The organism is Mucilaginibacter sp. SG564, from assembly GCF_013149275.1.
Classification (GTDB): Bacteria; Bacteroidota; Bacteroidia; order Sphingobacteriales; family Sphingobacteriaceae; genus Mucilaginibacter.
This window is the reverse complement of sequence record NZ_JABGNA010000003.1, coordinates 113,477-132,356: the sequence shown is the minus strand read 5'-3', so window position 1 is coordinate 132,356 and position 18,880 is coordinate 113,477. Positions and strand designations below refer to the sequence as shown.

Below are 18,880 nucleotides of genomic sequence, written 5' to 3'. Positions count from 1 at the left end.
AAAGGCGACATCTATGATTCGGTGTCACCTTTATATTTATTTAATTTTCTATCACATTGATTAATGACCGTGGGCTGCAACCGCGACTTCATTCCAATCTTCCCATTGCTTCATACGATTCTGATAATTTTGTTTAACCAAATAAAGAGCTACTTTTCCTAAGAGTAGTCTCAACGGTGGGTTCTCGGTGTCTACCAGCTGTAGTAATGCATCTACGGTTGCTTCAGGCTTTCCGATATACTCAGGCTTCAGGCCGGCTTTAAAGCCTTCCAATACCGGTACATACGTTTCAGTATGGGTAGTTTGTACATAGGAAGATCCACCCCAGAATTCTGTTGCATAGGCATTGGGCTCAACTAAGGATACCTTAATTCCGAAAGGTTTTACTTCTGATGCTAAAGTTTCGCACAATCCCTCAATTGCGAATTTGGATGCGTTGTATAAGCCAAGCGTAGGAAGCGTTATCACACCCAGGAAACTTGATACCTGTACGATATGTCCACCTTTTTGGTCTCTCATCACTGGTACAATTGCTTGTAAAAGCCAAAGGGAACCGAAGAAATTAGTTTCAAATTGATTTCTGGCCTCTTGCTCTGACGTATCTTCGATGGCACCCTGTAGGCCGTATCCAGCATTGTTGACCAGAACATCGATACGGCCGAGCTCTTTTTTCGCTTTATCTACCGCGGCAAAACAAGCCTCACGGTCATGAACGTCAAGCGCTATAGGAACGATCGCATTTCCATATTGTTCAACTAATTCATTTAGTGAATCGATGTTCCTGGCGGTCGCCGCAACGCGATCACCCCGTTTTAAAAACGCTTCGGCCCATATTCTTCCCAAGCCACGGGAGGCGCCGGCAATTAAAATAGTTTTTGACATAGTTTTTTCTTTAATTTTATGTTTGTAAAACTAACGGCGCTTGTAAATTATAAATAGCTCATAAGTACGAATAAATAACACATATTAACGTTAAGATTTGACCATCCTAAAGGGCGAAGTAGTTGTTTTTCGTATTTCTATCAATTTAAATTTCTCCATTATATATATGTTGGACGATTGTAGTACTTTGGGTTGCTCGAGACCAATTTTTACGTGGCCGAGGAAACCGAATTATACATTAAGTCTTAATTGATCTTGTCGTTGGTAGCAGCTATCACTATTTACATAATAGATACTTTGACTACAAAAAGTTTTTATTTTGCCATATTCCTGCATAATACTGTAATAAAAAGAGACACTTTTTAAGGCCGCTTAGATCACTGATTGATTTCGAGCGGTTCGTCTGCTATTATTTGATTGAAAGACAAGCCTTCATGATGTCACTGTTTGCAAATATACGCTGGCTCTTCCGAATACGTTGCCAAGGTTTTGTCCAGTTAACACTCGTTAACACTAATCAGTAAACCATTAACACTCTGATGGATCGACTAAAGTAATTTTGCGCCGTGAAATTTAAATGATGTATGAATAAATATAAATTTTTGTTAACGGCGTTTTTGTTTACCGGAGCATTGCATTCGATCGGGCAAACGCGCGCGCATTTAAAACTATCGAATAAAACTCCAGAGGCAGGAGCTACGGTTAGTTTCCGCTATGATCCCGAGGGTACGAATTTGCAGCGCAAGGAAGTAAAGGCCGCTGTATACTTTTTTGATAACGACAAATTTCCAGTTATTGATGTGGACCTTAGAAAGGACGGAAGGTTAATTTTGGGCAAATTCAAGATCCCGGTTGGTGCGAAGGCTTTTTGCGTCCAATTTACTGCAGGAAACTTGCAGGATGATAATAACCAATCAGGATATGTCTATTTAGCCTATAAAAATAAAAAGCCAGTTAATGGCTCTTTCGCTAGCAAAGGATATATTATTGGTCTTGCAGCAGATATGTTCGGAATAAAAAAGAACATGGTAAATGCTGCAGTGGAATACAAAAAAGAATTTAAGATAAATCCACTTTTAGAGCGGGAATATGAGCCTTTATATTTGCTGACCTTATATTATGCAACTTCAGCCGACCAAGATTTAGCAAATAATATCGCTTTAAAATTATCGACCAGCGCAAATGAAGATGACCTGACTAACGCTTACAATTATTTTAGGCACGCAAAGAAGTCGAAGCTGGCAGATTCTTTGGCGTCATTAATCAAAAAAAGATTTCCAAAAGGTAATCTGGTGAAAAGCGAATTAGAAGCAACTTTTACCCAAACTGACAATGTGGTCCGAAAAGACTCGCTATTTCAGGTGTTTTGCTCGCTAAGACCGGCAAATAAAAGCAACACCACGCCTGATTTAGACAGATTACTGGGTCAATTGGCCGTTGCCTATTTGCAAGCTCATAGAATCACTGACTATCATCAAAAACTGGCGTTAATTAACGATAAGTCAAATTTGCCTGAGCAAATTAATGAAGTTCTTGCTAACTGGGCAAATAAAGGTTCAAATATAGAAGATGCCATCCTAATAGCTAAGCAAAATTTAATCCTTTTAGACAGTTTGTCGAAACACGCTAAATCGCAACCGTTCTTAAGCCCGGGAATGCAACAGGAGGCGAACCGAAGCACATATTTTGATTGTTTGGATACGTATGCATTATTGCTTTTCAATAAAGGCAAATGGGATGAAGCTTCTGATTTTGAAAGGCAAGTATATAATTACAGCCGCAATTACGGAAGGCTGGAAATCACTGAACATTATGCCCGGATGCTAAATAAGGTTGGAAACTACGAAAGTGCCAAAAGTGCGATAGAAAGATTAATCAAATCAGGCGATAACTCCCCTGCTTTAGGAGAGGAGCTAAAAGTTGCGTATGCTCACTTGAAAGGAAACTTAAATGATTTTGATAAATATCTGGACAGCCTGGTCAATTTTGTAAAGACTGAAAAACTCGAAGAATTGTCCAAGAAGCAAATTAACATTCCTGCACCCGAATTTAGGTTAAAAGATCAGGAAGGCCGGTTAATTAGCTTGTCAGATTTAAAAGGGAAAGTTGTTGTACTTGATTTTTGGGCAACGTGGTGCGCACCTTGCAAAGCATCATTTCCAGGAATGCAGATTGCTATCGATAAATTTAAGGACAATAAGGATGTTGTGTTCTTGTTTGTTGACACCTGGGAATCAGGAACGCGTTTTGTTGAGGAGGCTGCTAAATTCATGAAAGACAATAAATTTTCGTTTCAGGTCTTATTTGATGAAAAGGGCCCGGATGGCCGTATGTCGAAGATACGGAGCCTGTATGGAGTTGACGGCGTGCCGACAAAATTTATCATTGACAAGACAGGCAGGATAAGATTCAAGGTAACTGGATTTACCGGATCGTCAGAAGCGCTGGTTGAAGAGATTCAAGACATGATAGCAATTTCAAATAAAGATAGTTGATAATTAACACGTTGAGAGCGTGTATTGATCGAATAAGGAGCTGATACACAGTTTCTATCGGATAAGATCTGTTTGGTGATATGCATAAGGATAACCTGTTTGAGATTTATAATAACTTTGGTTGTAAAAAGTTAGACCAATCCATCGTAATTAAATATGCGTAAAAAGTTTCAATTCATATTCGCTATGGCGGTTCTAACGGCTACTGGCATACTTATCTTCCAGCTTTACTGGGTTTATAGTGTATACATGGTCAGCCAGGAAAATTTAAACAAGAGTTTGACAGCAGCATTGGATAAGAGTATTATATCCTACGAATTGCAGCAAAATGTGTTACCTACATCGCTGAAAAATAAAGTTCCAACTTTATCTGTGTTTATGGATACTACGGTAGAAAAGAGTGTGCCAGACTCATTAAAATCTATGTTGAAGAATGCAAAAACGATTTTCACGGTACAATATAAAAGTTTGGCAATAAATTCGAATGATCTGCCTTTAGTTAAATTGATGTTAGCACGGTTGATCGCACAGCAGCTTGATTCGCCGATAAACCTCAATGGCCTTCTAGAGAATTATAAGAAGGAATTGATCAAAGAAAGCTTACCACTGCCATATCACCTAGTTCTACGCAGGAGTCAAAAAATTGTCGGAAAAGGTCGTATCGGCGTAGTTATCAATTTCCTTAAAACCCCTGCAGTGATCGAAGCTGAATTTGGAAATTTGGGTCTGTTGTCCTTAAAACGGAACGTGGTTCCTGCAATCGTTTCTTTTATTTTGATTTGTTTGTCAGCTGGATGCATGTTCTATATGGGGCATATGATTCGAACACAAATTCGATTGGATGATATCAAAAATGATTTCATTAATAACGTAACTCATGAATTGAGAACACCCATATCAATATTAAATACGTCTAACGAGGCATTACTCCATTTCGGTGCCGCCGAGGATCCGCAAAAAATTTACAGATACCTTCAGATCAACACAACCGTGCTCCAAAAGTTGAGTGAGAATGTAGGGCGCATTTTAGATATCACACAATATGAGGAAGGGTATAAATTAGCAAAGATGGAGCTGGTTAAGATCAAAGATTTAATTGAGAATAATTTACGTCTTTTCGAGGTATGGCCAGATACAAAAATTATTTTTATCAATAACCTAAATTCTACGGAGGTTGTCACCGACAGCTATATGGTCAGCACGATCATATCTAATCTTGTCGATAACGCCATCAAGTATAGCAGATCAAACCCTGTAGTGGAAGTTATTTTATCAGGATCGACTTCTTCATGGCAGCTGATAGTGAAAGATAACGGGATCGGTATGGATGCAGCTATTTTGCCATTTATTTATGATAAATTTTTCCGGATACAGGATGGTGATTTACATGAGGTCAAAGGTTATGGTCTCGGGCTCAATTATGTAAAGCAATTGGTACTTAATTTACAGGGCACCATAAAAGTTGAAAGTGAATTGCGAAAAGGTACTACGTTCATAATTAATTTTCCTCAATGATGGAAGGCCTTAAAATTTTATTAATAGAAGATGAGGACGTTCTGGCCTTATTAGTAAAAGAATCATTGGAAACCAGGGGATTTGAAGTTTCTGTTGCAAGCAATGGTGTAGACGGCTGGGCAAGATACAATCTTTTAAAACCAGATGTTTGCATCGTTGACATCATGATGCCACGGAAGGATGGATACGCTCTCGTCGCTGATATCCGTTTGGTTGACGATCTGACCCCAATTATATTTTTGACTGCAAAAACACGGGTGGAAGATGTCCTTAAAGGTTTAGATATTGGTGCTGATGATTATATCAAGAAGCCGTTTAGTATGGAGGAGTTGATTATGAGGATCAAGGTATTGGTGAGGAGAAGTTCAATTAATTCAAATTCGATAGTGCCGCCATATCACAACAAAAAATTAGGCAAACTAACATTTGATCCGTTTGCTTTGAAAGTTTATATTGGGGATAACACAATTGATTTGTCTAAAAGAGAAGCTGAACTTCTTGATTTGCTGATCGAGCACAAAAACCGACTTACCGAGCGCAGAATAGCACTGATAAAATTATGGGGCAACGATGATATTTTCAGTGCACGAAGTATGGATGTTTATATTACCAGATTAAGAAAGTTTCTGAGAAATGACCCTGCGTTAGATATTGTCAACGTTCGGGGCCAGGGCTATATGTTGACGGAACGCCAATCGTGAGTTGCAATTGGTCAATTTTATTTTATAAATAGGCTGCTCGTTTTTCAGCAGCCTATACATTATTGGCATTATTTGCCGAAGAAAATCTCTGCCAGATTATTTCGAAATTGTTCAGCTCCTTGAGTTAACCGTTGTTGTACATAAGTTTTGGCATCTTCTCCAGCCACATATCGGATTTGCTTTTTCCCATCTGTTGCAGCTTCAAAAACCACTTCAGCGAGTTCCTCAGCAGCAGATACTTTTGTCGGTGTCTTCCCGCTTAAAAATGCATGATACATTTGGTTGAAAGCTGAATTGTAAGCCTCATTTGGAGCAATAACCATATTGTCCCTAAAAGAGCTCGCTATGCCGCCCGGAGATATGGTTTTAACGCCGACGTTATACCGCTCCAATTCAAATGACAGACTTTCATACATCCCTTCAACAGCCCATTTAGTAGCAGAGTACACAGCGCCGAAAGGGAAAGTTATTAAGCCGGCAATCGAAGTTGTCGCCATCAACAATCCACTTTGACGCTGGCGAAAATATGGAATGAATGCGCGTGATATCTGAATAACGCTAAGCATGTTAACTTGTATCTGCTGTTGCACCTGCTCATCAGAATATGCTTCAAGGGGGCCAATTAATCCGACTCCTGCATTATTAAGTACAACGTCAACCTGCCTGTCAATAGCAAATTCCACAGCTTGAGTAATTTGCTGAAAATTCGTAACATCTAATGGAAATATTGTGATGTTTTCATGGGAGGATAGTTCTGTACCCCGTTCAGGATTACGCATTGTCGCAATTACCTTCCAGCCACTATTGGCAAATTTCAGCGCGGTAGCCTTTCCTAAACCTGTAGAGGCACCAGTAATAAATATAGTTTTCATAGCATTTTTGATTTGAAAAATCAAAGGTAGGTTCGGTTCTTGTCGAAAAACTATGAAATTCAAACAAGTAATTATGAATTCGCCGCATGGCTTTTACGAAAGGAATTTGCACTTCGCCCGGTATGCCGTTTAAAAAAAATTAAGAAGTTGGAGGCATGGCTAAAACCAAGGATATAAGCGATCTCTGCGATATTTCGATTATCGTGCAAAAGCCTGGATTTTGCCTCAATTAATAATCGCTCAGAAATGTGCTGTGTTGTCGACTTTCCGGTAGTTGTTTTCAAAACCCGGTTTAAGTGGTTCGGGTGCACTGACAATCCCTGAGCAAATTGTTGAGCAGAGCGGAATTTTAGTTCATGATTGGGCCCACATTCTGCAAATTTTGACTCCAACAACTTTAAAAACAAATCTGTCAAGCGAAGTTTCGAAGAGTCAGAGACGTTCGTTGGCATCGCGGAGTCCAGTTTCAATGCTTCGTGCATGATTAACTGTATATAAGCACGAAGCAAGTCCGGTTTGCAATCTTCGGAGTGGGTTTCGTCAACTAACCGTTCGAATATACTGATTAGGAAAATAGCTGTCTTTTCGTTTAATGCAAATGTGTGGATACCGCCAGCTTTAAACAAAGGCGATGTTGCTAATTTTCCTTCACGAAGTTGTCCGTTTATAAATTGATCAGTGAAAATACAAAAATAGCCCTGTTCTTTTTCAGCACTTTGTGATTCATAAGAGTATGAAATCAATGGGTTGGTGAATACCAGCGTATATCCTGTTATCCGTGCCTGTTTATCCGTATAGTATAACGTTCCTTCGCCAACGGTGAGCAACGATATTTTATAAAAGTTTCTACGCGAATAACCTTTACTAAGCGCTGAAGTGTAATCCTGCATTTTTCCGGCATAATACCCCGATTTCGCCGAAGTGTTCAATACGGTCAGGATGGGGTAATTATTTCGTGCTGCTTTCATTTATCAAAATTAGCAACAAATTTAGAAGATTGTTTGCTCGGTAATGAATAGTCTAAACGAGGCCTGTTCAATTTGGAACTTGTTTTACTCCGTTACTCTTTCATTAAGTTACGATAAAAACATTAAAACTTCATTGCTGACTTTATGCTCGGGTGACCATGATTTTTGCCAGACAGCTCAGCTAAATATATTTCATAGTGAAACTTTACGGTAAAATTTAATGCGTTCAGTTACTATTTAACAAATGGTAACGCTGAAAATTAATTGCCTGTGCAACTTTGCTCAAACATTTAAAGTTGAAAGAAATGAAAATGAAATCAAGTATGAAGGGCGTGAAATTTACTCTTGTGGTATTAATTGTTAGTACTGCTGTATCTATCCTCAATGCCAGTCCTAATGATCAGGTTACCAAAGACCGTTCAAAGGCTGATGCACAGATCCACTGGCCCAATGGCTTTTCGCCTGTTACTGCAGATTTATTTGCGCATAATGAAATTATTATTAGCGCTCCGGTAAGAATAGTTTTTCAGCACATACAAGAAGCAACAAAGTGGCCAAAATGGTACTCGAATTCGAAGAATGTGCAGATTCATAACAATACCGACGGACTGTTGCATTCTGGAAGTACGTGGGATTGGGACACATTTGGCGTACACATAAAGAGTCAAATAAACGAATTCAAGTTAAATAGTCGTATTGGGTGGTTTGGTAACGGAAAGGGAATGCGGGCTTACCATACCTGGCTATTAATTCCTATTGGAAAAGATAAGACTAAAGTTATCATGGAAGAATGCGTTTATGGCGAAGGAGCTCAAAAACTTCGAAGATCGAATCCTGCTGTTATGCATCAAGGACATGATATTTGGAATCAGTCGCTTAGGCAGCTTGCTGAAAATAGGGGTAGTATATAACTTAAAAATCCAGTTTATTACGGATTTGGAAAGCATTCTTTCTTGTATACAATTGTGGTTGTATTTAGTATTCAGATTTGACAATGTCTAAGTCATTTATGGTTGAATCTAAGGAAATATATTGTTTGCCGCAGGTTCATAACATGACCAATTAAAAGCCCATCTAAATTAAATAATAATTATAATGGAAACCGGTTTTAGAAAATGGATTATTGTCATTACCATCATCACTTCGACAATAATTGAATTAATAGATACGACTATCGTTAATGTATCAGTCAACACCATGAGCGGTAACCTGGGTGCTTCACTAGAAGATACAGCTTGGGTGATTACGTCGTATGCAATTGCAAATGTGATCGTCATTCCAATGACCAGTTTTCTAGCCGAAAAAATCGGCCGGAAAAAATATTACATCGGATCGATATTGCTATTTACAATCGCTTCCGCGATGTGTGGGGCTTCCACTAATCTGTGGGAGTTGGTTGCATTTCGATTTATACAAGGTGTGGGAGGAGGTGCGTTGCTATCGACATCACAAGCGATTTTATTCGAAACCTTTCCCGCAAGCGAACGTGGCACAGCAAGTGGCATGTTTAGTCTTGGTATCATAATCGGCCCCTCTATAGGTCCGGTTCTCGGTGGATATATTGTCGACAACTTTACTTGGCAGTGGATTTTCTATGTAAATATCCCAATAGGTATAGTTGCGGCGTTCCTATCGTTTATTTATCTGCGGCCAAAACAGAAAGAAATTAATAATAGGAGAGTAGATTGGTTTGGGATATTTTTATTGGCAGTCTGCGTGGGGTCATTGCAGATTGTGCTGGAAAGAGGCGAAACGGATGATTGGTTTGCCGCCATGTATATTGTTGTTTTAAGCATAATCGCTGGTATTTCACTATTGGTGCTAGTTTGGTGGGAGCTTTACGTTGATCATCCGGTAATAGATTTCAGAGTGTTGAGAAGCACAACGTTGTCGATTTCTGCTATTATGACTTTTGTAATGGGATTTGGATTATTCAGTGCGGTGTTTGTATTCCCATTGTATTCGCAAAGGATAATTGGTTATTCCGCTTTTCAAACCGGTACCATGCTTCTCCCTGGTACCCTTTTCGCCGCAATGATTTCACCTTTTTTAGGCAAATTACTGCAAGCGGGCATACGACCTCAATTTTTAATTCTTACTGGATTTTTATTTACTGCAATTTTCGGCTTTTTCATGTCGAAATCCAACATGGAAACTGGGGATGCTTATTTTTTTATTCCACTGATATTTCGTGGGGTTGGGGCAGCATTATTAATTGTTCCTTTGACTGCTTTGGCGGTTTCTGAATTAAAACCCAAAGATATCCCGCAAGGAGCCGCGTTGAACAACATGATGAGGCAGCTGGGTGGTTCCTTTGGTATAGCATTGATCAATACTTACATTTCGCACCGTGCTGCTGAAAATAGAAGCGCACTTGTTTCCCATCTTACAGCAAGTGATCCAAATACCCAGCAACGATTTCACTATATCATAAATAGAATAACTGCACATGGCGAAACGTATCTTAATGCGACTCAACAAGCCATCGCTGCAATGGAGAACACAGTACAAAGGCAAACTTATCTCCTTAGCTATATAGATTCTTTTTTACTATTAGCCATTATGAATGCTTGCTGTATACCTTTGGTCATGTTCACTATAAAGAGGAAATCTGCGACTGCTGGCAATAAAACTATTACGATAATAGATCATTGAAGATAGCCAATATTTGCAGGAAGCAGGAATGTGAAGGTACTTAATAAAGGAGGGAGGGGTGAAAACCCCGGGCGCTTATTTATGATGGGTATTCTATGGATAGGATCGGTTTACATATTTTTCTTAAGTCAGATATCTTGAGACTTTAAAAAATGAAAATGATATAAATACTTAATGTAAAATAACCGTTGAAAGTATGAACCATTCATTGTAGTAATGCTTAGCGGAAAAAGATCGTTAATGTGCCAGAATAGGGAGGGGTACTATTGTGTATCCTTCTTATCTGAATTAAATAAGGAATAATAAAAAAGAGGTCAAAGCTTAGCGTCCGAGGGTAGGGGTTGTTGTAATCAAATATCAAGTATATCGTAAAGATTAAATATAGCACTGCAAAACCACATTCTAATATAACTTCATAATAAGCTAACCTGACCGCCCATTCTCTCTAAGTTAATAAACCGATTGCTATCCCTGATTTAATAAACAGGAACAGCAGCAAAAGCAAAAATGTTACTGAGAAAAACCCCTGGGAATGAAGCCCGTAAAAGTGAACACTTCCCGGTTTAAAAATGGCAAACAATAATAAAGAAATCGCCATAATCAGCGTGATGTAGCTGTATAGCTTTGAATAAAGTGGGAGATGAAACTTATTTACTTTCATATAGGATGAAACTAAGGTAAAAAATATTCCAATAAAATATCTGTTATGTTATTAACATCTGGTTGCAAAATGGAAATGTTTTTTGGCTGTATCTTTTCTTTAAACTTTCGATCGGGGTGGTTAGGCAACTGAATATGCCAACAGAGAACTCATTTACTAGGATTATTTATTTTTTATCATTTTCCGAAAATGTTTGCAGCGCTATCCATACAGCCCTGAAGGTTGATTCATAAGGCATCTGCCTTTCGTAGGCGACTTTTGTTTTATAGAGTACTACTGCTCAATGACTAAAAACAGCAATGCCTTGTCCCTGGGGCCCGAAAGCAGGATACCCGGCTGCCAACCGTTGATTTTTTACATTTTGCTGAAGCCATCACATATAACCATAACCGAAGTAAAAGTCTGAACCTCTATATGCCGGGATGTCTAGATTGACCTTTGCCCTGTTTGTTTTGGTTTGACAATTTTACCGATCTAATCTGTCGCGACAAGTGGCTTGTTTTGCCATTTTCTGCAACAGCATACAATTTTGTGGAATAGCTTTTCAATACAAGGGAAGGAACTTTTATTAATAAGATGTATGGATAAAGGGATCTTCGTTGCCGCCTATTATGATCCAAAACAAATGACCAGTCCGAGGGCCTTTGGGAAAGATGATTTATTGCAGTCCCCGATAGGGGTAATATGTTTAAAGAGCCTGTATATTCCCGATTTTCTTCAAAAAAATTTGTATTCGAGTTCGCCGGATTTGCTTAATACCTTAACCAATGGGGCAAATACGCCTTACCATTTAATTCTTTCCAAGGAATTAATCGCTAACTCAAGATTATATAAAGCTATAGGCAAGCGGGAGGAGGCACAGAAACTATTTAAGATATATGGACAAGTAATTAAAGATAAACGGTTATTATCATACCTCGACACACCTCCAATTGCTGACATTGATTATATCTCCAATGATTTAAATCAGATGGTACCTTTTGAGATGAAAAAAGAAGGGGAAGTTCAGATTTTCGCTGGTGGGCAGGTACTTAGTATGCGCGATTATAATAGCACGCCTTATAACTACGATAATATTCAAATATTTTACAATGGCCAGGATGATAGTACTAAAATGAATAGCAGAGAAACCGGGTTAATAGAGTTTAATTATAGGTTTGACAAAATAAGATTCAAACCAAACGGCGACGCTCCTGAAATTTGGATACCCGATTCTTTAATTAAATATCATTTTAGTGACCCAAGCAGAAATGAATATATCCTTGAAACTAAAATCCCATGGAAACAATTGGGACGTGCTGACACAAACACACCTGCGGAAATGAGGATGAATATTTTTATAGGGGATAGCGATCTTAATGAAAATACCCGGGATGGTATATTATCTTGGTGTGTAAAGAAAGATGAGTGGTATAATGATCCACATTCATTTGGCTCAATCATTTTTAAAGAAAAATCAAATCAAAAGAGACGACGGAAAGTGTGCTCCCGGCAAACAAACACTGCTCCTGTAATTGATGGAATTATAGACGCTCCCTGGGATCAGGTTGCCTTTGAAAACATAACAGAACCCTTCTATGGTGATGTGGCAAAATCAGTTATAGCAGGCAAGTTCAAAATGCTTTATGATCATGAATATATCTATATGCTTTTTTGTATTACAGACAACTGCAAGAATAAGACAGGCGTTTTAACACGAGACAAATGCTGGATAGAAGATGCATCTAATGGAAGTATTATATGGAAAATGAATGGCGAAATAAATGATCACTATCCATCTTTTTATGTTGAAGATAAAATTTCCTTAAGCCCCGGAAAATATAAACTGCGATATACCTCAGATGGAGCCCACTCCTTAGAAGGATGGTATGGCAATCCTCCCGAAAATGATTTTTATGGGGTTCAGCTTTACAGGTCAAAATAACTAATATAATGATGCTCTCTAAAAAAAGCACACAAAATCTACACTTGTTGTTCATTTGCTTGGTACTGACCTCCTGCCAAAGGAAAGCTGATATTACCTTACAAAATTCTTTAGATCTTGCAGGTAGCAATAAGAAAGAACTGCAAAAAGTATTGGACTACTATGCAGCTCCTGGTGATAGCTTAAAACGAAAAGCTGCAGAGTTTCTAATTCTTCATATGCACGCTCATGAAGGTTATTCTTCACAGCAAATAAATGAATATGAACGGGTCTTTTCTGTAATCGACACACAAAGGAACCTCAAGAAGCTAGTTTCAGATGAAAACAAAAAAAGCATAGGTGATTCTCTTAGTAAAATATTAAATAGTTCTGATTTTCAACCTGTTACTACTATGCGGGATGATCAGCTAATAACAGCCAATTATTTAATCAATAACATAGAGTTTGCATTTAAAGCTTGGAAGAAAAGCCCATGGGGGAAAAATATCACTTTCAAAGTTTTTTGTGAATATATATTACCCTATCGGGTTCGGAATGAAAAGCTGGAATCCTGGCGACCGGCATTGTTTATGAATAATTTTTCAACAGCGTTAAAAGCTGATAAAAACACTGATTTAAATTCAGTTCATGATTATATGAAGTGGAAAATGGGATTTGATGTTAGTTTTACCAATGGCTTCGAAAACTATTTTCCCTTCCCGCAAAGTATAGGCAACCTGGTTCAAGGGAAGATTGGCGGTTGCGAAGCAACAACTTACTATGCAACAGCGGCTTTGAGGTCGGTTGGTATACCTGCGGCAATGGACTATATACCTCATTGGGGAAATGCTAATAGTAAACATTGGCTGACCCACTTGGTTAATGGTAAGAGCAACAAATTTCTAATTACAAATGACAATAATGTTAAGATAAATACGTGGAGCTTTGTAGACTTTTCATCTGAATATGCTCCGGAAAGACATCACTTCACTTTAAAAGAGTTGCCAACTAATTTATATGTAAATTACGTTCGTACTATTCCCAAAATATATCGTTACATGTATTCCCAGGATTCGGCATTGGTGAATATCAATCAAACAGTCCCCAGAGATTTCATACCTGAAGAGTTTCAAAACTGTAACCTTAAAGATGTGACTGACGAATATCTAAAATGTGCGTTTATTACTTTTGATGTTAAGCCTGAATTTCAAAAATATAAAGCGATTTATTTATGCGCATTTGATATCAGTGGGTGGAAACCTGTTGCTGCGACTAAAATAACCAACCACTTTGCTGACTTTGAAAAATTGGGTTGTTATACCGTGTACCTGCCAGCTGTATACGATAAAGGTAAATATATTTCAACAGGCGATCCCTTTTATCTTGATTCATTAAATATTATTAGAAAATTTCGAAAAGATCTAAGGAGCAGGCAAAAAAGCGTAGAGTTGACTAGAAAGGCTCCCATGTATTCTTACACAGCGTTTCATTCTGAAACGTTAAAAAACGGGCATTTTGAGGGAGCTAATAAGCCCGATTTTTCAGATGCCGAGGTAATTGCTACGATTGATTATTATCCTTTTTACATGAATGAAGCGAAGGTGAAAAATGACAAGTTATTTCGTTACCTACGATACGTTCCTCCGCCTAACGGGAGCTGGGAGGCTGATAACATAGCAGAAGTACAGTTTTTTAGTCAGAATTCGGAGAATGTGCTTGCCGGAAAATATATAGGTACGGAAGGGGTTGATGGCCACGGGATCGAAAAGGCTTTTGATGGTGATATAACTACTTTTTATCAGAATGCCAATATCAAAAATGGGTGGATAGGGCTTGATCTGGGTGAAGGACACCAAAAGAAAATTTCGAAAATTAAATTTTGTCCGAAGAATGATTCAAATTGTATCATCCCACAAAATGAATATGAACTGTATTATTGGGATGGAAAATGGATATCGCTCGGATCTCAAAGAGCTGTTGATTATCAATTAACATACAAAAATCTGCCGAGTAATTGTCTTTTTTGGCTGAAATGCAAATCAGGGGGCGTTGAGGAGAGGATTTTTTCAGTTGAAAATGGCCGGCAGTTATGGTGGTAAGCGTTTCAGTTGAATTTTATGATATATGCGGATCATTTAAAAGTACTTGTGTAAATTATATATTGATTGGTATATGGTAGGTGAAAATCTTGAGGACGAAACGATCCTAGGCCTTAGAAGTTTAATGCAAATAGAAAGCCGATATTGATGTTCATGATGTACTAATATTTCATGCGAGGTTTAATATTTCCTTAAATATTTTTAATGTTAACTAATTAAAACCATTCTGATAAGTTAGATCTTCGTTAGGCGAATTACAAGAGGGAAATGAATTTACATTAAAATCCAAGTTTGGCTGAGTCAACAGACAAGGAAAAAATGTCAAAATACTATCAATGACAGTTGATTATTACGATTTAATACATCATAATGGATTTTAAGCCTTATTTGCAAACAATTACTTTTAAGGAGGATGGGTTTCAAAACACCAATGAATACCCATTCAATATACCTGCTTTTAAAAATTTTCCAACAGTATCCTTTCATCGAGATGTAACATTTATCGTCGGTGAAAACGGATCAGGCAAATCAACTTTTATTGAATCACTTTCTCAATGGTTAGGAATATCAAGAGAAGGAGGCTCAAAACATGGAAATATTATTGAAAGAGCTGAACATTCCTTGGCTTCCAGCTTCGCCGGTTCAAAAAGTTATCGCAGACCCAAAGACTATTTTTTTTTAAGAGCAGAAAGTCTTTATAATGTTGCATCATATTTAGATGAAATCGGAGGAGTCGCGCGTAATTACGGGGTAAACTCTCTGCATGAATGCTCACATGGCGAATCATTTTTGGCTGTTATGGCGAATAGGTTGGGGGAAGATGGCTTGTATTTGTTTGACGAGCCTGAAGCTGCGTTATCCCCTGTACGACAAATAACAGCCCTTAGCTTGATAGACAGTTTAGTTAAAAGAAATTCTCAACTTATAATTGCAACCCATTCACCTATCTTATTAGCTTATCCCCATTCAAAAATTCTTCAATTTGACGATAACGGTATTACCGAGGTGAAATATGAACAGACTGAGCAATATTTGACGACCAAAACATTTCTCGATAATTATAAATCTTTCATTGAGAGATTGGTCTAAAGAAAAGTTTAAAATGGTTGGTGTTCAAAGAGGAATAGCAAGTTCAAAAAAAACGATTTTTTACAGGTAATTGTTTACATTACGATCATTGGCTATAAAATATAATTTGCACTTCGTTATCAATATGCGTTTAATTATGGAATTGATTTTACGAAAATTATAGATTAAATCTGACATGTGATATGTAAAGAGTATCTAGTCATTTTGTGTTTTTTGGATTGCGGCATGATTCGCGTTTCGATCATCAATCTAAAGCTTTTAAATACATCCTTTATTTTCTTTTTCATTCTCCAAATGCAAGTGATTTTATAGCGTTGTTTACTTGTTAGCACGGTGCCGGATGAGTTGTTCCTAATATTTTACCGGTATCAATTTTTAATTATTTGATCAAGCAAATGATCTAACGTTTTCCGGTCATGTGGTGCAGGCGCATTGTTGTCAACCATCCGTCCATCTTTAACAATTAAAATGTAATGGGGTATAGCAATAACATTATAATTTCGACAAGTAATATTATTTATCCATCCACTATTGGGTTGACGTAGCCAAGCTACAATCTTTTAAGTGACTTATATGCTTTTGGAAATGTAGAATCAATAATATCTAGTGCAGAGGTGGTGTTGCGATACCAGATTCAGGACGATTTGTTTTAAACGTGGCTTTGATCCAATAGTTATCTTTTAGCCGGTTTCCGTCATTTATTTGCATAAAATCGGACGCACGCCGTTATTTAGAATAATTTTGGTTGATAGGTTTTTAAATAATTAGTTAATATTGCTTTTTCTATAAACCACCAAGTTGATTTTTCGGGGAGATGGACAATTTAACCCTTTTAGGGGATGACGAACTATTACAGCGGCTTCAGTCCGGAGAAAAGCATGCATATAAGGTGATCTATGACCGATATTGGCCGATATTGTTTCGGCATTGCCGGAAAATGCTTCAGGACGATACTGAAGCTCAGGATATTACCCAAGAAATTTTCACCATGCTTTGGATTAAATCAAACGAAGTCAGTATTAGGCCCCCCTTGGGCGCATATCTTTATACCGCTGTTCGGAACAAAGTTCTTGATCATTTAAAGAATAAGAAAGTAAAAGGTAAATTCTTGGACTCTCTTAAAGACATGGAGGAATCAGGGGATTTCATTACCGACAGTTTAATAAGAGAAAAGCAACTAGCTCTTGAAATAGAGAAAGAAGTCGCCGCGTTACCGGCAAAAATGCGCGCCGTGTTTGAACTTAGCCGTAATGAGAATCTGTGTCACAAAGAAATTGCGGAACAATTGTCAATTTCCAGTAATACTGTCAAAAAGCAAATCAGCAACGCCTTACAAATATTAAGAGGCAAATTACTGATCAAGTAGATCCTTACAGTTGAGGAAATGAATATAAAAACATAAACGGGCTTAAAGGCCTAGTTGATGCTCAGTGAATTATGTTGAAACCCCGACCATCTCTTCTTATCTCCTGTAAACTTATTCATTCCTCATACTTTTCACAAATTAACCAGTGCAGTTTTAACTTCTTTATAATGCACCGTTAATAAGCTATGGACGGGATCCTTACTGTATTAGAGGTGGATTAGCATAGTTGAATTTTGGAGCTCGAGTAAAAAATGAATTGGTACAATCTATTTTTTAGTTATTTCTTATTTTAATCTACTACCTCGCGCCTGGCTTGTCGTTATACACTAAAACCAATAAGATACCGGGTCGTTTATGACAAGCTACGAAGACGAATTACTTCAAAAATATCTGGAGGGTAATTGCACCCCAGATGAAAAGGCCGTTGTAGAAAACTGGTACCTTCACTCATCTGCGTCCATGAAGGATGCGCTTCCTGAGCCTGATTACGAAAGATTAAAGAACGAAGTATGGGGCAAGCTGCCACCAAATAAGAGAAATCGAATCGTTGCGCTTCGGATCGCGGCAGCAGCGGCAGTTTTTGTCATTTTTGTTTCAGGTATCTTTTTCATATCCGTCAAGAAATCAACATCTCCCAATACCACAGCTAAAACAATCGACGTAGCGCCAGGCACCAATCAGGCAACCTTAACTTTAGCTAACGGTCATAAAATTATACTTACCACTCATTTGAACGGTACAGTTGCCCAACAGGGTAACACCGTTGTAAAGGTCAACAATGGTAAGGCGATTTCCTATACAGCAACTGATAAGCCTATCTCTGGAGGTGAGGTAGCCTACAATACGCTCTCTACCGCAAGGGGACAACAATCCCCTTATCCTTTAATACTGGCCGATGGTACTAAAGTTTGGCTGGATGCAGCATCTACAATCACATTTCCAACCGCTTTTAATGGTAAAGAACGTTTTGTTACAGTTACAGGCGAAGCCTATTTTGAAGTGACTCATAATGCAGCGCAACCCTTTAAAGTTAAAGTTAAACAACAGACCATTGAAGATATTGGTACGATGTTCAATGTTAGTGCTTATGATGACGAAACTACTCTTAAAACGACATTAGTTGAGGGTAGTATTAAGGTAAGTAATCATAAGCATGAGGTTATCTTAAAACCAGGGCAGCAAGCTGAGCAATCGGCTGATCGTAATGATATTGTTTTGCATACTGTCAACGTTGACGATATCATGGCCTGGAAAAACAATTATTTCTCGTTTGACGGTGATAATTTGGAAAGCATCCTCCGCAAAGTTTCCAGATGGTATGATGTTGATATCGTTTACGAAAACACTTCGGTTAAGCATAAATTTTTCGGCGGTACTGTATCGCGTTTTTCCAACGTTTCCTCAGTCCTCAAAACCATAGAGCTGACACGGGCTGCTCACTTTAAATTGGAAGGCAGGAAAATCATCGTGACCCAATAAACCATAGATAAACCAATTATTAAATTAACCTAAAGAGATGAAGAAAAGAAAAAAACAGTAACCCCAGAACAATCGGTTACCGCATAAAAAAATCAGGAGAGTTCCAGCTCCCCTGATTCAAGTCGGTATCCTAAAAAGAGATTTCGGACTACATTTTAAGAATTAAACCAACTCCCAAATGTATAAAAACTATAC

General features: G+C 38.0%; 13 protein-coding genes. 10 read left to right on the top strand and 3 right to left on the bottom strand.

The genetic code is table 11. The features are described 5' to 3' along the window. Positions 1–60: 60 nt before the first annotated feature. Complete coding sequence (locus FHW89_RS08200; RefSeq protein WP_172334549.1) at positions 61–882, bottom strand: SDR family NAD(P)-dependent oxidoreductase; 822 nt, start codon at positions 880–882, stop codon at positions 61–63. A gap of 584 nt (positions 883–1,466) precedes the next feature. Between FHW89_RS08200 and FHW89_RS08195 the strand changes: the two genes are divergently transcribed. The 3 genes from FHW89_RS08195 (at position 1,467) to FHW89_RS08185 (ending at position 5,593) form a co-directional block, all read left to right on the top strand. Further along, entirely contained in the window at positions 1,467–3,377 is a 1,911-nt protein-coding gene (locus tag FHW89_RS08195; protein ID WP_172334548.1) for a TlpA disulfide reductase family protein, read from the top strand. Positions 3,378–3,533: 156 nt separating this feature from the next. After that, a complete protein-coding gene (locus tag FHW89_RS08190; protein WP_172334547.1) occupies positions 3,534–4,892 on the top strand; it encodes a sensor histidine kinase KdpD in 1,359 nt (452 codons plus the stop codon). Then, positions 4,889–5,593 carry a response regulator transcription factor gene (locus FHW89_RS08185; RefSeq protein WP_253952195.1) on the top strand — a complete coding sequence of 235 codons (705 nt, stop codon included), beginning with the start codon at positions 4,889–4,891 and terminating at the stop codon, positions 5,591–5,593. Before FHW89_RS08190 ends, FHW89_RS08185 begins: the two co-directional genes overlap by 4 nt. 68 nt (positions 5,594–5,661) lie before the next feature. Here FHW89_RS08185 and FHW89_RS08180 read toward each other — a convergent pair whose 3' ends face one another. Together FHW89_RS08180 and FHW89_RS08175 are read right to left on the bottom strand one after the other, a co-directional pair. Continuing rightward, a complete protein-coding gene (locus tag FHW89_RS08180; RefSeq protein WP_172334546.1) occupies positions 5,662–6,465 on the bottom strand; it encodes an SDR family oxidoreductase in 804 nt (267 codons plus the stop codon). 71 nt (positions 6,466–6,536) lie between these two features. Further along, positions 6,537–7,433 (bottom strand): AraC family transcriptional regulator, encoded by an 897-nt coding sequence (locus FHW89_RS08175; protein ID WP_172334545.1) that lies wholly within the window; start codon positions 7,431–7,433, stop codon positions 6,537–6,539. 305 nt (positions 7,434–7,738) lie between these two features. Between FHW89_RS08175 and FHW89_RS08170 the strand changes: the two genes are divergently transcribed. The 7 genes from FHW89_RS08170 to FHW89_RS08140 all read left to right on the top strand — a co-directional run bounded on the left by FHW89_RS08170 (position 7,739) and on the right by FHW89_RS08140 (position 18,685). Beyond that, positions 7,739–8,344, top strand: coding sequence for an SRPBCC family protein (locus FHW89_RS08170; RefSeq protein WP_172334544.1), 606 nt, complete (start codon positions 7,739–7,741; stop codon positions 8,342–8,344). Between the two features lie 184 nt (positions 8,345–8,528). After that, positions 8,529–10,088 carry a DHA2 family efflux MFS transporter permease subunit gene (locus tag FHW89_RS08165; RefSeq protein WP_172334543.1) on the top strand — a complete coding sequence of 520 codons (1,560 nt, stop codon included), beginning with the start codon at positions 8,529–8,531 and terminating at the stop codon, positions 10,086–10,088. Between the two features lie 1,241 nt (positions 10,089–11,329). Further along, positions 11,330–12,673: a sugar-binding protein gene (locus FHW89_RS08160; protein WP_172334542.1), complete on the top strand. Its 1,344-nt coding sequence runs from the start codon at positions 11,330–11,332 to the stop codon at positions 12,671–12,673. 8 nt (positions 12,674–12,681) lie between these two features. Beyond that, positions 12,682–14,751: a hypothetical protein gene (locus FHW89_RS08155; RefSeq protein ID WP_172334541.1), complete on the top strand. Its 2,070-nt coding sequence runs from the start codon at positions 12,682–12,684 to the stop codon at positions 14,749–14,751. A 369-nt stretch (positions 14,752–15,120) separates the two neighbouring features. Beyond that, positions 15,121–15,840, top strand: a complete 720-nt coding sequence (locus FHW89_RS08150; protein ID WP_172334540.1) for an AAA family ATPase — start codon at positions 15,121–15,123, stop codon at positions 15,838–15,840. Positions 15,841–16,654: 814 nt separating this feature from the next. Further along, positions 16,655–17,206 carry an RNA polymerase sigma factor gene (locus FHW89_RS08145; RefSeq protein WP_172334539.1) on the top strand — a complete coding sequence of 184 codons (552 nt, stop codon included), beginning with the start codon at positions 16,655–16,657 and terminating at the stop codon, positions 17,204–17,206. A 354-nt stretch (positions 17,207–17,560) separates the two neighbouring features. Beyond that, positions 17,561–18,685: a FecR family protein gene (locus tag FHW89_RS08140; protein WP_172334538.1), complete on the top strand. Its 1,125-nt coding sequence runs from the start codon at positions 17,561–17,563 to the stop codon at positions 18,683–18,685. Positions 18,686–18,880: the final 195 nt, after the last annotated feature.

Coding starts and splice junctions, on each gene's coding strand:
- FHW89_RS08200 (WP_172334549.1), bottom strand. CDS start 882: ATGTCAAAAACTATTTTAATTGCCGGCGCCTCCCGTGGCTTGGGAAGA.
- FHW89_RS08195 (WP_172334548.1), top strand. CDS start 1,467: ATGAATAAATATAAATTTTTGTTAACGGCGTTTTTGTTTACCGGAGCA.
- FHW89_RS08190 (WP_172334547.1), top strand. CDS start 3,534: ATGCGTAAAAAGTTTCAATTCATATTCGCTATGGCGGTTCTAACGGCT.
- FHW89_RS08185 (WP_253952195.1), top strand. CDS start 4,889: ATGATGGAAGGCCTTAAAATTTTATTAATAGAAGATGAGGACGTTCTG.
- FHW89_RS08180 (WP_172334546.1), bottom strand. CDS start 6,465: ATGAAAACTATATTTATTACTGGTGCCTCTACAGGTTTAGGAAAGGCT.
- FHW89_RS08175 (WP_172334545.1), bottom strand. CDS start 7,433: ATGAAAGCAGCACGAAATAATTACCCCATCCTGACCGTATTGAACACT.
- FHW89_RS08170 (WP_172334544.1), top strand. CDS start 7,739: ATGAAAATGAAATCAAGTATGAAGGGCGTGAAATTTACTCTTGTGGTA.
- FHW89_RS08165 (WP_172334543.1), top strand. CDS start 8,529: ATGGAAACCGGTTTTAGAAAATGGATTATTGTCATTACCATCATCACT.
- FHW89_RS08160 (WP_172334542.1), top strand. CDS start 11,330: ATGGATAAAGGGATCTTCGTTGCCGCCTATTATGATCCAAAACAAATG.
- FHW89_RS08155 (WP_172334541.1), top strand. CDS start 12,682: ATGATGCTCTCTAAAAAAAGCACACAAAATCTACACTTGTTGTTCATT.
- FHW89_RS08150 (WP_172334540.1), top strand. CDS start 15,121: ATGGATTTTAAGCCTTATTTGCAAACAATTACTTTTAAGGAGGATGGG.
- FHW89_RS08145 (WP_172334539.1), top strand. CDS start 16,655: ATGGACAATTTAACCCTTTTAGGGGATGACGAACTATTACAGCGGCTT.
- FHW89_RS08140 (WP_172334538.1), top strand. CDS start 17,561: ATGACAAGCTACGAAGACGAATTACTTCAAAAATATCTGGAGGGTAAT.